This window comes from Nocardioides sp., from assembly GCF_030019515.1.
Taxonomy (GTDB): Bacteria; Actinomycetota; Actinomycetes; order Propionibacteriales; family Nocardioidaceae; genus Nocardioides.
The window spans coordinates 114,421-127,778 of the sequence record NZ_JASEEQ010000005.1 but is presented as its reverse complement, the minus strand read 5'-3'; the positions used below and the strand labels follow the sequence as shown (position 1 = coordinate 127,778).

At 72.8% G+C, this 13,358-nt stretch carries 13 protein-coding genes; 8 read left to right on the top strand and 5 right to left on the bottom strand.

What is annotated here, in order from left to right; genetic code table 11:
• Nucleotides 1-10: 10 nt before the first annotated feature.
• Both nrdR and QMC84_RS09140 read right to left on the bottom strand, forming a co-directional pair.
• Entirely contained in the window at nucleotides 11-535 is a 525-nt protein-coding gene (gene nrdR / locus QMC84_RS09145) for a transcriptional regulator NrdR (protein WP_300374079.1), read from the bottom strand.
• A 395-nt stretch (nucleotides 536-930) separates the two neighbouring features.
• Nucleotides 931-2,145, bottom strand: a complete 1,215-nt coding sequence (locus tag QMC84_RS09140; RefSeq protein WP_300374077.1) for an SDR family oxidoreductase — start codon at nucleotides 2,143-2,145, stop codon at nucleotides 931-933.
• A gap of 18 nt (nucleotides 2,146-2,163) precedes the next feature.
• Here QMC84_RS09140 and QMC84_RS09135 point away from each other — a divergent pair, with 18 nt between their 5' ends.
• Nucleotides 2,164-3,201 carry an LLM class flavin-dependent oxidoreductase gene (locus tag QMC84_RS09135; RefSeq protein ID WP_300374075.1) on the top strand — a complete coding sequence of 346 codons (1,038 nt, stop codon included), beginning with the start codon at nucleotides 2,164-2,166 and terminating at the stop codon, nucleotides 3,199-3,201.
• 29 nt (nucleotides 3,202-3,230) lie between these two features.
• Here QMC84_RS09135 and QMC84_RS09130 read toward each other — a convergent pair whose 3' ends face one another.
• On the bottom strand, nucleotides 3,231-3,776 hold the full coding sequence (locus QMC84_RS09130) for a mismatch-specific DNA-glycosylase (RefSeq protein WP_300374073.1): 546 nt from the start codon (nucleotides 3,774-3,776) through the stop codon (nucleotides 3,231-3,233).
• 125 nt (nucleotides 3,777-3,901) lie between these two features.
• On the opposite strand from QMC84_RS09130, the gene QMC84_RS09125 reads away from it, so the two are divergent.
• Nucleotides 3,902-4,675, top strand: coding sequence for a SigB/SigF/SigG family RNA polymerase sigma factor (locus QMC84_RS09125; protein ID WP_300374071.1), 774 nt, complete (start codon nucleotides 3,902-3,904; stop codon nucleotides 4,673-4,675).
• Between the two features lie 99 nt (nucleotides 4,676-4,774).
• Nucleotides 4,775-5,161, top strand: a complete 387-nt coding sequence (locus QMC84_RS09120) for a hypothetical protein (RefSeq protein ID WP_300374069.1) — start codon at nucleotides 4,775-4,777, stop codon at nucleotides 5,159-5,161.
• Between the two features lie 256 nt (nucleotides 5,162-5,417).
• Here QMC84_RS09120 and QMC84_RS09115 read toward each other — a convergent pair whose 3' ends face one another.
• Nucleotides 5,418-5,801: a LysM peptidoglycan-binding domain-containing protein gene (locus QMC84_RS09115; protein WP_300374067.1), complete on the bottom strand. Its 384-nt coding sequence runs from the start codon at nucleotides 5,799-5,801 to the stop codon at nucleotides 5,418-5,420.
• Between the two features lie 289 nt (nucleotides 5,802-6,090).
• The gene (locus tag QMC84_RS09110) at nucleotides 6,091-6,936 is read right to left on the bottom strand and encodes an SDR family oxidoreductase (protein WP_300374065.1); all 846 of its coding nucleotides are present in this window, start codon (nucleotides 6,934-6,936) and stop codon (nucleotides 6,091-6,093) included.
• A 72-nt stretch (nucleotides 6,937-7,008) separates the two neighbouring features.
• On the opposite strand from QMC84_RS09110, the gene lexA reads away from it, so the two are divergent.
• From lexA to QMC84_RS09085, 5 genes are all read left to right on the top strand, one after another.
• The gene (gene lexA / locus QMC84_RS09105) at nucleotides 7,009-7,749 is read left to right on the top strand and encodes a transcriptional repressor LexA (RefSeq protein WP_300374063.1); all 741 of its coding nucleotides are present in this window, start codon (nucleotides 7,009-7,011) and stop codon (nucleotides 7,747-7,749) included.
• 134 nt (nucleotides 7,750-7,883) lie between these two features.
• Entirely contained in the window at nucleotides 7,884-8,759 is an 876-nt protein-coding gene (locus QMC84_RS09100; RefSeq protein WP_300374061.1) for a phosphatase PAP2 family protein, read from the top strand.
• Between the two features lie 93 nt (nucleotides 8,760-8,852).
• The gene (locus QMC84_RS09095; protein WP_300374059.1) at nucleotides 8,853-10,556 is read left to right on the top strand and encodes an alkaline phosphatase D family protein; all 1,704 of its coding nucleotides are present in this window, start codon (nucleotides 8,853-8,855) and stop codon (nucleotides 10,554-10,556) included.
• Nucleotides 10,553-11,806, top strand: a complete 1,254-nt coding sequence (locus QMC84_RS09090; protein WP_300374057.1) for an alkaline phosphatase family protein — start codon at nucleotides 10,553-10,555, stop codon at nucleotides 11,804-11,806. The genes QMC84_RS09095 and QMC84_RS09090 overlap by 4 nt, the downstream gene beginning before the upstream one ends.
• Nucleotides 11,807-11,857: 51 nt before the next feature.
• The gene (locus QMC84_RS09085; RefSeq protein ID WP_300374055.1) at nucleotides 11,858-13,330 is read left to right on the top strand and encodes an MXAN_6640 family putative metalloprotease; all 1,473 of its coding nucleotides are present in this window, start codon (nucleotides 11,858-11,860) and stop codon (nucleotides 13,328-13,330) included.
• Nucleotides 13,331-13,358: the final 28 nt, after the last annotated feature.

The window sequence follows — 13,358 nt, the reverse complement described above, 5'->3', positions numbered from 1 at the left end:
CGGTCTGGGGTCAGCCCGTCGCGACGGGCTGAGGTGGGGCCGGCACCGCGGCCGGCTCGATCGCCCTGGCCGCGCGCTCGGCGCGCAGGCTGCGCTCCGCCCGGAGCCGGGCGATCTCGTCCTCGAAGTCGTCGGCCGACTCGAAGGCGCGGTAGACGCTCGCGAAGCGCAGGTAGGCGACCTCGTCGAGCGCGCGCAGCGGGCCCAGGATGGCCAGCCCGACCTCGTGGGCCGGGATCTCGGCCGCCCCGGCCAGGCGCAGCGCGTCCTCGACCTCCTGGCCCAGGCACGCGAGCTGGTCCTCGGTGACCGGGCGGCCCTTGCAGGCCTTCCGGACGCCGGCGACGGCCTTCTGGCGGGTGAACGGCTCGGTCGCGCCGGAGCGCTTGAGCACGGTCAGCTGCATCATCTCGACGGTCGTGAACCGCTTCGCGCAGGCCGAGCAGGTACGCCGGCGGCGGATCGAGCCGCCGTCGTCGGCGACGCGCGAGTCGAGGACCCGGGTGTCGGCGTTGCGGCAGTACGGACAGTGCACGGGTCACTCCTCTCGAGTGAGCTCTGGGGTGGCCGAGAACCCCCGGGAGGGGTGGGCGCGGGCTGTGGATATCGGGGGGTTCCGCTGTGTACAACAAGGTGTCGACTGTGGGTCTTCCACCCTCGTCCTGTGAGTCGCCGAGGCGGTTCTGGGGACTAGATGTGGATAACTACACCGTTGTAAGTACTAGATGTAGTGGTAACCGTACGCCCGCCCCCCAGGGCTGCGCAAGTAGCCCGCCGAAGTTCTTCCGGGGCCGGCCCGCGCGGGGACAAACCCGCAGGTCAGGGCCCCTGTCGGCACCCGGGCGAGAGTCCAGTTGGGGCGTGTCGCCGACGGCACAGCGGGGCGGGTGGTCGCCGCGCGACCAGGCGTCGCGGGAGCCGACCGCCGGATCAGCTCCGGGCGGGATCCGGGAGCACCCCGTCCTCCTGCAGCCGGGCCAGCCAGTGCCGCACGGATGCCTCGGTATCGAAGCAGGGCGTGAACCCGGCCTGTCGGATCTTGATACCGCTGACGAAGCGCGGGAAGACCTCCCCGAGCTCGCCGAGGTTGAAGCACAGATCGGCATAGTGGTCCGACTCCCCGACCAGTTGGTCGAGGCTCAGCGGCACCAGCCGGTTCCGGCGTACCACGTCGTCCCAGACCTGCGAGTGTGCGCGCAGGAACTCGGCGACACCCCGCGGGCTGTCGGGGCCGGGTTCGGCGCCGAGCGCGTCGGCGATGGCGGGCCAGAGGTTGCGCCATTCGAAGACATCACCGTTGGTGACGTTGAAGATCTGGCAGGCCGCAGCGGGCTCCTCCGCCGCCCACAGGAGCGCCTGTGCGCACAGTCGGGCGTCGGTCGCCTCCCAGACGTACGACACACCACCGGGGAAGCCGAAGGGCTCGCCGAGCTCTCGGCACACCGCGGCGTAGGCGCCGAGAACCGGCACCAGGTTCATCGCGGCGCCGACAGCGCCACCCAGCACCACCTGCGGACGGAGGATGGTCCACCGAAGACCGTTGCTCTCGGCGACCCGACGGAGACGGTCCTCCTGCAGGAAGTAGAAGTTGGCATGCTCGTCGCGGGCAGCGTTCTCCCGCGCCGGGACCGGGATCGGGTGCAGGTGCGCTCCGTATGCCTTCGTGCCCTGCATCAGCGAGACGTGCTCCAGGGCGGGCGCGCTGGTGAACAGGGTCTCGATCAGGTTGCCGAACATCAGGTCGTTGGTGGCCATCTGGTCCGCCTCGGTCCACCCGCCGACCAGTCCAGGCTTCTCGAAGAGCGCGGCGTAGACGAGGTGGGTGACTCCTGACAGCTGTTCGGCGACCACGGAAACCGCCTCGGCGTCGCGCAGGTCGACCGAGACGTGGGTGAACTCCCGGTCGCCCCGCACCACGGGCGCACGTCGCGACAGGGCGACGACGTCCCAGTCGGTGTCCTGCAGGGCCTGCTCGACCGTCGCGGACCCAACCACTCCACTCGCCCCGGCCACTAGCAGCGTCGGCAATTCGACCACCGTTCCTTTCCGACCGTCCAGTCGGTTGGAGCATAGATTCTCTTGCGCGGTTCTGTCGCCCCCTCTAGCGTGACGCCCAGGTCCCGTCCGAAGGGTCGGTCGGGACATGGTGCGCGAGGAGGCCCGATGAAGTTCGGATACATGCCCGACACCCACGGCGGCCCCTACGACCGTCCACTCCCGAGCCGGGAGGAAGCGGCCGAGTTCGCTGACCGCCTGATCGAGGAGGCCGTGGTCGCCGAGCAGGTGGGGTTCGACGGGGCGTTCGTCCCGGAGCGGCACGCGCGCAGCGAGACGCTGTGGCCCTCCCCGCTCATGGCGCTCATGGCGATGGCGATGCGGACCACCCGCATCCAGCTCGGCACCTGCGTCCTGCAACCGCCGTACTACAACCCCACTCACCTGGCCGAGGACGCCGCGCTCGTCGACGTCGTCTCACGCGGCCGGCTGATCCTGGGCGTCGGCGCCGGCTACCACGAGGGCTACTTCCAGCACTTCGGGGAGCCCCACGAGGAGCGCTTCTCGCGGTTCCGCGAGTCGGTGCGCTTCCTGCGGCGGGCCTGGGCGGGCGAGCGCTTCGACTGGGAGGGCACGCACTGGTCGATGCAGAACGTCCTCGTCAACCCGCGGCCGTACCAGCCCGGCGGGCCGGCGCTCTGGTTCGCGGGGACGACCGACGCCGCAGTACGGCGCGCGGGGCGCGCCGGCGACGGGCTCGTGCTGCTGGGCTTCTACACGCCTCTGGAGGAGCGGCGGGCGATCGTGGAGATGTATCGAGCGGAGGCTCGCGCGGCCGGCAGGAAGCCGGTGGTGGTCCAGCTCCTGGACGGATTCGTCGGTGAGACCTACGACGAGGCACGCGACACGTTCGGGCCACTGTGGGTCGAGGAGATCGCGTACTACCTGAAGTGGGGGATGATCGACTACACCGACGAGATCCGATCCATCGAGGACGCGACGTTCGAGCGGCTCGAGAAGTACATGGTGATCGGGGACCCGGACACGGCGGCACAGAGCCTGGCGCGGTTCCGGGACGGGCTCGACCTCGGCGAGGACGACTGGGTGATCCTCAGGTCACGGCTACCCCAGGGCCCAGGGTTCGAGGCGGCGCTGGACTCGATTCGCAGGTTCGGGCAAGACGTCCTCCCGGCCCTCCGCGGCTGATCCGCCGACCCCGGTGGATGCAGCGGCGCTCACCCGCCGCCGTGGCCCTCGCCTGCGCACCCGGTCAGTGCGGCGAGGTCGCGCCACCAGGAGAGCCGGTCCGGGCGGCCGTCGTAGTCGTGGCGCTGGTTGGCGCCGCTGACGCCGGGGAGCACGAAGACCTGGGCGGGTCCGAGGTACCAGTCGGCCGGGCCGAGCCCGGGCCGGCGTACGCCCAGGGCGCGCGCCGCCTCGTGGGCGACGGCCTTGCTGGTGAACGCCAGCCACTCGGGGCTCCAGCGCTCCACCCTGGCGACCAGCGCGTCGATCTCCACCCACCGGGGGTCCCAGTGGCCGACCAGGTCCGTGAGCCCGATGCCGAGCTCGACAACACGGTGGTCCTCCTCGGGCCGGAGCCGCCACGGCGAGAGACCGGACCGGTGCAGCGACTCCCAGAAGGAGTTGCCGGGAGTCTCGTAGTAGTGGTCGCGGACCTTGGTGCTCTCCGCGCCGGCCAGCCCGCAGAACACCACCACCGGATCGGGTCCGACGATGTCGTCCAGCACCTGCACGCGGACCTCCCAGTCGCTCTCCACGCGCACTCTGCCACCCCAATAGACCACCCGCACGGGTGGTTTATGCGGCTATCGATACCGGGCAAGACAACGAATACGGTCGCGAGAAGGCCGCCACGCAACCGAAGACAGGAGAGGTCACCCCGATGACTGCAGGTATTGCACCCAGCCGAGCCGACGAGACCATCCGTCTCTTCGCCCTCCGTGCCACGGCCGGGCCCGAGGAGCGCGCCGAGATCGAGGACCAGCTGATCCGGCTGAACATGGCGATGGCGGTCGACGCGACCCGCCGCTTCCGGGGACGCGGCATCGCGACCGACGACCTCGAGCAGGTCGCGTACGTCGGCCTGGTCAAGGCGGTCCACGGCTTCGACCCCGAGCGCGGCCACGACTTCTTGAGCTTCGCGATCCCGACCATCCGCGGCGAGGTCCGCCGGCACTTCCGCGACCTGGGCTGGACGGTGCGTCCGCCGCGCTCGATCCAGGAGGCGCAGACCAAGATCATCGCCTGCGAGGGCGAGCTCTACCAGCGGCTCGGCCGGGCGCCGCGGCCCTCGGAGATCGCCGAGCACCTCGGTCTCGACCGTGACCTGGTGGTGGAGGCGCTCGGCGCCAGCGGCTGCTTCGCGCCCGCCTCGCTCGACGCTCCGGCCCACGAGGGCGACGACGACCCCATCGGGCGCCGTCTCAGCTTCACCGACGAGGGCTTCGACCTCGCCGAGGCGCGCGCGATGCTCGCCCCGGTGCTCGCGAAGCTCTCCAAGCGCGAGCGGACCATCGTGGAGATGCGGTTCTTCCGGGGCTGCACCCAGGCCCAGATCGGGGAGGCGATCGGCGTGACCCAGATGCAGGTCTCCCGACTGCTCACCCGGCTGATGGCGCGGCTGCGCGAGGAGCTGGAGGTCACCCTCGCCGCTTGAGCCCAGCCCCGCCGCCGGCCGGTGCGGCCGAGGGCGCGCGCCGCGCGCACCGGCCCCCGGGTGGCCGAGGGGCAACCGGGGATCGGCGACAATGGCGCGGTGGCAGGCAGGGCATCGGAGAGCACGGCGGGCAAGCGAGCGGGGTCGCGACGCGGGCCGCGCCGCCAGGCCCGGTTCCAGCCCGCACTGCTGCTGCTCGCGCTCGGGATCACCGCCTGCATCGTCGCGTGGGGCTACCTCGTGTACGCCGCGATCGACTTCGGCTCGACCGCCCGCGGGGGCGACTCGACGGCGTGGTGGCTCCTCGCCCTCGCCTCGGTCGGCGCGGTGGCCTGCCTGTTCGTCGGCCTGATGCTGCTGGCGCGGGTGCTGCGCCGGCTCGGCATCACCGGCGGCCCGCCGCCGCGCTCCGAACCGGCCCCGGCCAAGCCGGCCGCCGAGGACGACCGCACCCGTCCCATCGGCGGACGCCGCGCCGCCCGCTGAGGACGGGGCCGCGCTCGCACGGGTCCGGTCCGCCACGAAACTCGTGCCTGGACGACGCAGCTTCATCGTCCAGGCACGAGGTTCATCGGCCGACCGACGAAACTCGCCGCGGCCCCGGCACCCCACCAAGACGCCGCGAGGGGCGGGGCCCCCAGGCCCCGCCCCTCGTCTTCCCCGGCTCGTCAGCCGGGGTCGAGGCGGCTGACGATGTTCATGGGCCCTGGGTACACCGGCCCTGGTCCATCGGGCCGGCGGGCTACTCCGTCGGCACCAGGAGACGCTGGCCGGCCACGACCATGCCCGAGTCGAGGGCGTTGAGCCGCTGGATCCGGTCGACCATGGCGCGGACGTCACCGTCGTCGGAGAGGCCGGCGGCGATGTCCCACAGGGTGTCGCCGGTGCCGACCATCACCACGCGGGTGGGCTCCGGGCGCCCCGACTCGTCGGTGGCCACCGAGCCGCCGGCCAGCACGAATCCGACCGCGAGGATCGCGAGCACCGCGACCGCGAGCACCACCAGCCGGCCGCGGCGGGTCAGCCGCGCCGAGCCCCGACGAGGGGCGGGTCGCACCACAGACGGTCGCACCACTGGGGTTCGCACCGGCCGGGCCGGGTGGACGGGGATCGTCATCGTGCTCATCGTGACCTCCTGGGGAAGCGGCGGTCTGCCGGGAGTCCTGCTCTCTCGAGATCCGTTCTAGTGGTGGCCACCGACAGTCCCTGCGGGACGGTCTGGACCAGTCACTCGATCAGACGTTCGATCGAACATGTGTACGACGATAGAGCACGTGTTCGAACGGATCAAGGCCGACACGAACATTTGTTCGACGGGTCGTGCCGACCTCCGGACACCCACGGGTCACACCCGTCACGACGCCGTCGTGGAGCTCGCTCCCGGCGCGCGAAGGCTCACGCCAGGAGCACCGGAGTCACCGCCCGGTCGGAGCGTCTCCGGACGGCCCGCCCCGGTCCCGCGCGATCGCGCGGCGGCCCTGGGCGGCGAACAGGCCGGTCGCCCGGGCGGCCACGGACGGTGCGAGCGTGGTGGCGCGGATCAGCCCACCCCTCCAGGCCGGGACGGTGCGGACCACGCGGCCGGCACCGACCAGCCCGACCGCCGCCTCGGCGACCTCCTCGACCGTGAGGATCCGGCCGCCGGAGTGCACGAGCGCGGCGCCCAGGCCGCCGGGTCGCTGGGCGTCGAGCATCGCGGTGCGCACGCCGTCGGGGCACAGGGCGTGGACCCGCACCCGCCGGGGCGTCTCCGCGGCCACCGACATCGAGGCCGACACGATCGCCGCCTTGGTGGCGGCGTACACGCTGTAGCCCGGCACCGGCCCGAGCCCGGCCAGGGACGCGGTGTTGACGACGTCCCCGCCGCGCCGGCCGAACGCCGCGACCGCGGCGCGGATCCCCCACAGCGTGCCGAGCAGGTTCACCTCGACCAGGCGACGCACGGCCTCGTCGGAGAGGTCGCCGATCAGGCCGTCGTCACCGACCCCGGCGTTGTTGAACCAGGCCGTCAGCTCGCCGAGGCGTCCCGCCGCGGCCGCCGCAGCGCGGTGCGCTTCCGGGTCGCGTACGTCGAGCCCGCGCCCCTCGGCCGCCCCGATCTCCGCCGCGCACGTCCGGGCCGCGGCCTCGTCGGTGTCGCTGACGACCACGGCGTACCCCTGCGCCACCAGCCGCTCGGCGATCCCGCGCCCGATGCCCCGCGCCGCGCCGGTCACCACGGCGCTCCGGCCCGCGCCTGCACTCCTGCTTCCTGAGGTCATGGCCGCAGTCTGTCCGACACGCCGTTCGAACAGGTGTTTGAAGCCGGCGCCCAAGATGGCTACCGTGCTCCCATGGCCACGTCCCAGCCCGGCAAGAAGACCCCGTCCCGCCGCGTGAGCGAGCTGCCCGACGGGCCGCCCGACGCCACGGGACTCACGCCGCGCCAGCAGCGCGTGCTCGCACACATCAAGGACTCCATCGAGAAGCGTGGCTACCCGCCGTCGATGCGCGAGATCGGCGAGGCCGTCGGGCTGACCAGCTCCTCGAGCGTGGCCCACCAGCTCAAGACGCTCGAGGAGAAGGGCTTCCTCAAGCGCGACCCGCACCGCCCGCGCGCCCTGGAGGTCTTCCTCCCCGAGGTGATGGCCGCGCGCCGGTCGATGTCCTCGGCCGAGGAGTCCTCCTTCGACGAGACCGGGGTCGGCGACGCCCTGCCGGCGGCGCAGTACGTGCCCGTGGTCGGCCGGATCGCCGCCGGCGGGCCGATCCTCGCCGAGGAGCGGGTCGAGGACGTCTTCCCGCTCCCCCGCCAGCTCGTCGGCGACGGCCAGCTGTTCCTGCTGGAGGTCCGCGGCGACTCGATGATCGAGGCCGCGATCTGCGACGGCGACTACGTCGCGATCCGCCAGCAGCCCACCGCCGAGAACGGCGAGATGGTGGCCGCCCTGATCGACGGCGAGGCGACGGTCAAGACCTTCCAGCGCAAGGACGGAAATGTGTGGCTCCTGCCCCACAACCCGGCCTACGATCCGATCGACGGTACCCATGCCACCATCCTGGGTAAGGTGACAGCGGTGCTGCGCCGGGTCTGACACGACCGCAGGTCGGGGAATTACCTGAGCAGACCCTGGTGTTGATTCCGGGTGGAGCCCGGATGCCTCAGGGAGGTTGTATGAACAACGCTGGTGCTGTGTCGATAGCACCCGCGCTCGCCCACAGCCGCCCGATGCCTCGCTGGGTGCGCGGCATCCTCGAGCTGCTCCTGATCCTCGCCCTCTGGGTGGTCTACAGCCTGGCCCGGCTGCTCGCCGACACCGACATGGGGCCGGCGCTGCACCGCGCCGACGAGCTCCTGCACGTCGAGGGCCTGATCGGCATCCAGTGGGAGGTCCCCCTCAACCAGCTGTTCAGCGACCACCGGGTGCTCGGCCTGGCCGGCAGCTACTGGTACGCCACCCTCCACTACATCGTCACCGCCGGCGTGCTGATCTGGTTGTGGCGCCTGGGCGCCGACCGCTACGGCCCGGCCCGCCGGGCGCTGGTGATCGGCACCCTGATCGGCCTGATGACCTACATCTCGCTGCCCACCGCGCCGCCCCGCTTCATCGGCGGGTACGTCGACGTCCTCAGCCTGCACGCGGCCGACGGCTGGTGGGGCGCCGACGCCTCCGCACCCCGGGGCCTGGGCGGGCTGACCAACGAGCTGGCGGCGTTCCCCTCGCTGCACGCCGGCTGGTCGCTGTGGGTCGCGCTCGCCCTGCAGATATACGCCACCCGCAGGTGGGTGCGCGGGCTCGGCTGGCTCTACGCCCTGGGCACCGCGATCGTCATCATCGGCACCGGCAACCACTGGGTGATCGACGCGATCGTCGGCTGGATGGTCATCGTCGCCGGCTGGGCCGCGGCCGAGGCGATCGGCCGGATCCAGCTCCGACAGGCGCTGAGCCAGCTGCTGCACCGGGCGCGGCGGCGCGAGCGCGACCTGGTGCTCACCACCGCACCGGTCCAGACCACCCGTCCCGAGGCTGGTCCTGATGCGGGCTCCGGCGCCGACCCGGTGGCGCCCCAGGTCGCGAAGCGGCTGGTCGACTCCGAGCAGTGATGCCGGCGGCCCGCGAGGTGACGGCCGGATGAACAGTCGGTGCTCATCGCGGCCGGGGCGTGCCTCGGCGCCCGGTCGGTCGTTCTTGGAGGCGTGACCACGCTCGATCGCCGTACCCTGCTCGCCACCGGCACCGCCGGCGCCGCGACCCTCGCCGTCGCCGCCCACCTCGACGGGCCCGCGACGGCCGCCGGGCCCACCGCCTCCGAGCGCGCCGGCCGCGGGGTCTTCCGGCATGGCGTGGCCTCCGGCGACCCGCTCCCCGACGCCGTGCTCGTCTGGACCCGGGTGACGCCGACGGCCGCCAGCCTCCCGGGGTCGGGCCGGGGGCCGCGGGTCGAGGTCCGCTGGGAGCTGGCGACGGACCCCGGCTTCCGTCGGGTGGTCCGGCGCGGGACGTTCCAGACCGGGCCGAGCCGCGACCACACCGTCAAGGTCGACGTGACCGGCCTGGCGCCGGCGACGTGGTACCACTACCGCTTCCGGTACGACGGCGTCCTGAGCCCCGTCGGCCGGGCCCGCACCGCTCCCGCGACCGACGCCAGCCCCGACCACCTGCGCTTCGGTGTCGTCTCCTGCGCGAACCTGCAGGCCGGCTGGTTCTCCGCGTACCGGGGCCTGGCCGAGCGCGACGACCTGCACGCCGTGCTCCACCTCGGCGACTACCTCTACGAGTACGGCCCCGGCCAGTACGGCTACGGGATCGACGACCGGGACATCCGGCCGCACCAGCCGGCCCACGAGATGGTCACGCTGGCCGACTACCGCCAGCGGCACGCGCAGTACAAGGAGGACCCGGACCTGCAGGCGCTGCACGCGAAGTACCCGTGGATCGTCACCTGGGACGACCACGAGGTCGCCAACGACGCGTACCGCGACGGCGGCGAGAACCACGACCCCGATCGCGGCGAGGGCGACTTCCACCTGCGTCGCGCGCGGGCGCACCGGGCCTACGACGAGTGGATGCCGGTGCGCCTGGACGGCACCGCGCGACTGCGCGACGGCGACCGGCTCTTCCGCCGGCTGCGGTTCGGCCGGCTGGCCGAGATCAGCATGCTCGACCTGCGCAGCTACCGCGACCAGCAGGTCGCGAGTCCGCTGCCCTCACCCGTGCCCGCGCCCGAGGCCGGGGTCAGCGACCCCGACCGGACGATCACCGGACGCCAGCAGCTGGACTGGCTCAAGGGCTCGCTCTCGCGCGGTCGCGCCCAGTGGAAGATCATCGGCAACCCGGTGATGATCGCCCCCGTCGACTTCGGGGCGCTCCCCCAAGACCTGGTCGACCCGGTCAACGACGTGACCGGCCTGCTCCCCCGCGACGGCCTCCCGTACAACGTCGACCAGTGGGACGGCTACACCGACGACCGGCGCGAGGTCTTCGCGCACCTCCGCGACCACCAGGTCAGCGACGCGCTGTTCGTCACCGGCGACATCCACTCCGGCTGGGCGTGCGAGCTGCCGTACGACGCCTCGACGTATCCGGTCGGCGACTCGGCCGGCGTGGAGTTCGTGTGCTCGTCGGTCACCTCCAACAACCTCAAGGACATCACCGGGACGCCGCCGCACACCACGAGCACCGCGGTGGAGGAGACCATCAAGGCGAACAACCGGCACATCAAGTACCTCAACTTCGACGACCACGGCTTCTCGGTCCTCGACGTGACGCCGCTGCGCGCACAGATGGACTGGTACGTCATCGGCGACCGCGCGGACCGGGACACCCCGATCACCTGGTCGGTCTCCTACGCGACCCGGACGGGCACCGGCCGCGTCGAGCAGGTCCAGGAGCCGGTGTGAGCGGGCCGGTCGCGGCGGGTCGCCGTACCTTCCTGAAGGCGGGCGCCGCCGGGCTGGTCTTCTCCACGGTCGCCGGCGCCCCGGCGCTCGCTGCCGGCGGGCGGAGCCGCAGACGCGCCTACGTGCTGGTCGTCGACGGCTGCCGGCCCGACGAGATCGACAGCGGGCTGACCCCGAACCTGGCGGCGCTGCGCGACGGTGGGCTCCGGTTCCCCCAGGCGTCCTCGATGCCGGTCATGGAGACCATCCCCAACCACGTGATGATGATGACCGGGCTGCGCCCCGACCGGACCGGGGTGCCCGCGAACTCCGTCTACGACCGCGACCTCGGCGAGGTGCGCGACCTGGACCGGCCCTCCGACATCCGCTGCGGCACCCTGCTGGGCCGGCTCAACCGGCGCGGCCTCACGACCGGCACCGTGCTCTCGAAGACCTACCTGTACGGCGTGTTCGGCGACCGGGCCACGCACCGCTGGGAGCCCAGCCCGACGCTGCCGGTCTCCGAGCACGCCCCCGACGCGGTCACCATCGACGCCGCGATCACGATGCTCGAGGAGCTCGACCCGAACCTGATGTTCGTCAACCTCGGCGACATCGACCGGTTCGGGCACGCCGACCTCACCGGCACCACGCTGCGCGTGGCCCGCCGGCTCGCGCTGGCGGACACCGACCTCCAGGTGCAGCGGTTCCTCGACGCGCTGACGGCCCAGGGCCTCTGGGAGCACTCGATGGTGATCGTGCTGGCCGACCACTCGATGGACTGGTCGACCCCGGACCGGCTGATCGGCCTGACCGGGCCGCTCGCCGCGGACCCGCTGCTGGCCGGGCGGGTCCGGATCGCCGACAACGGCGGCGCCGACCTCCTCTACTGGACCGGACCCGCCGCGCAGCGGGCCGAGGCGATCGAGCGGATGCGGACCGTCGCGCGCGCCCAGGAGGGCGTGCTCGCCGCCTACCCGCGCACGGCCCCCTGGCTGCGCCTGGGCCCGGAGGCCGGCGACGTCGTCGTGTTCTGCCGGGCCGGGTGGCGGTTCAGCGACCCGGACCCGATGGCGAACCCGATCCCCGGCAACCACGGGCACCCGGCCACCCGGTCGATCCCGTTCTTCATCGGCGGCGGCCACGCCGACGTCCCCCGCCGGGCCACGTCGTCGCGGGTCGCCCGCACCATCGACGTCGCGCCCACCGTCGCCGGGTTCTTCGGCGCCGGCGCCCCGCGGGGCGGGTACGACGGCCGCAACCTGCTGTAGCGCGCCGGGGACGATCGCCGGATCCACGCGCGGTCGTGGTTGAGTAGGCGGGTGCGTCTGCGTCGTGTCCTCGTCCTGGCCGCGACGTCCGCGGTCGCTGCCTCGCTGCTGGGCGTCGTGCCCGCGCAGGCCGATCCGGACAGCGCGCCGGCCGCGGCGCGGGCCCTGTCCCAGGCCCGGGCGGTGCTCGCCGGCGAGAGCCACCGCGACGCCACGCTGACGCTGCGCGAGCTGCGCCGCCACCGCGACGACCTGTCCGCGGACGACCTGGCCAGCGCCGACCGGCTGCTGGCGCGGCCGACGACGGGACGCACCACCTGCTTCACCACCGTGTGCGTGCACTGGTCGGCCAGCGGCGCGGACAAGGCGACGGCCGCCTACGTGGACGAGGTCGCGACCACCGCCGAGCACGTGCTCTCGACGTACGCCGCGGCCGGCTACCGCGCCCCCGAGGACGACGGGGTCCGCGGCGGCAGCGGGCTGCTGGACATCTACCTGCAGGACCTGGGTGCGCAGGGCCTCTACGGCTACTGCGACAGCGACGGCCAGCCGCCGGTGAACGGCCCCTACGACACCTGGGCCTACTGCGCCTTCGACAACGACTACCACGAGTTCCCGACCCACACCCCGCTGCAGAACCTGCAGGTGACCGCGGCCCACGAGCTCTTCCACGCCGTGCAGTTCGCCTACGACTACTTCGAGGACGGCTGGTTCATGGAGGCCACCGCCACCTGGGCCGAGGACGAGGTCTACGACGACGTCGACGACAACCTGCAGTACCTCCGCCGGAGCCCGCTCACCCAGCCGGCGAGGTCGATGGACCACTTCGAGTCCTACGGCCTGCGGCAGTACGGCGACTGGATCTTCTTCCGCTACCTCACCGAGAGCCTCGCCGGCCGCAAGGGCGGCCTGCCCACCCTCGTGCGCGACCTCTGGGTGCGGGCCGACGGCGCCGAGGGCGGCCCCGACGACTACTCGATCCAGGCGGTCGCCCACGTCCTCGCGGACCGCGGCACCAGCCTGCGCGCCAGCTGGGTGGCGTTCGCCGACGCGAACCGCCGGCCCGGCACGTCGTACGACGAGGGCCGGGCCAACGACTACCCGACCGCACCGCCGGCCCGCACGATCGCGCTCTCCGGCAGCCACCGCGGCACCGGGTGGACGACCCAGCGGGTCGACCACCTGGCGAGCGCGACCTACCGGCTCACCCGGGCCGCGGGGATGGCCGCCCGCCAGCTGCGGCTGCGACTGGACCTGCCGCGCACCCGACGCGGCTCCGGCGCGGTCGCGACCGTGTACCGCACCGAGGGCCGCCCGGAGACCGTGCCGCTGCGCCTCTCGGCCCGCGGGAACACCACCCGGTCGGTGGCCTTCGGCAGGGACGTGAGGTACGTCGAGGTGACGCTCGCGAACGCGGGCGTGGCCTACCGGTGCTGGCGACCGAGTGACACCGGCTACTCCTGCCGGGGCCGCTCGGAGGACGACGACCTGCCGATGCGGCTCCGGGCGGTCGCCCTGCGATAGTCCGATCGGGTCATGCGTCCCGCCGGCA

Coding starts and splice junctions, on each gene's coding strand:
- QMC84_RS09140 (WP_300374077.1), bottom strand. CDS start 2,145: ATGTCCCGACCGACCCTTCGGACGGGACCTGGGCGTCACGCTAGAGGG.
- QMC84_RS09135 (WP_300374075.1), top strand. CDS start 2,164: ATGAAGTTCGGATACATGCCCGACACCCACGGCGGCCCCTACGACCGT.
- QMC84_RS09125 (WP_300374071.1), top strand. CDS start 3,902: ATGACTGCAGGTATTGCACCCAGCCGAGCCGACGAGACCATCCGTCTC.
- QMC84_RS09115 (WP_300374067.1), bottom strand. CDS start 5,801: ATGAGCACGATGACGATCCCCGTCCACCCGGCCCGGCCGGTGCGAACC.
- QMC84_RS09110 (WP_300374065.1), bottom strand. CDS start 6,936: ATGACCTCAGGAAGCAGGAGTGCAGGCGCGGGCCGGAGCGCCGTGGTG.
- lexA (WP_300374063.1), top strand. CDS start 7,009: ATGGCCACGTCCCAGCCCGGCAAGAAGACCCCGTCCCGCCGCGTGAGC.
- QMC84_RS09100 (WP_300374061.1), top strand. CDS start 7,884: ATGCCTCGCTGGGTGCGCGGCATCCTCGAGCTGCTCCTGATCCTCGCC.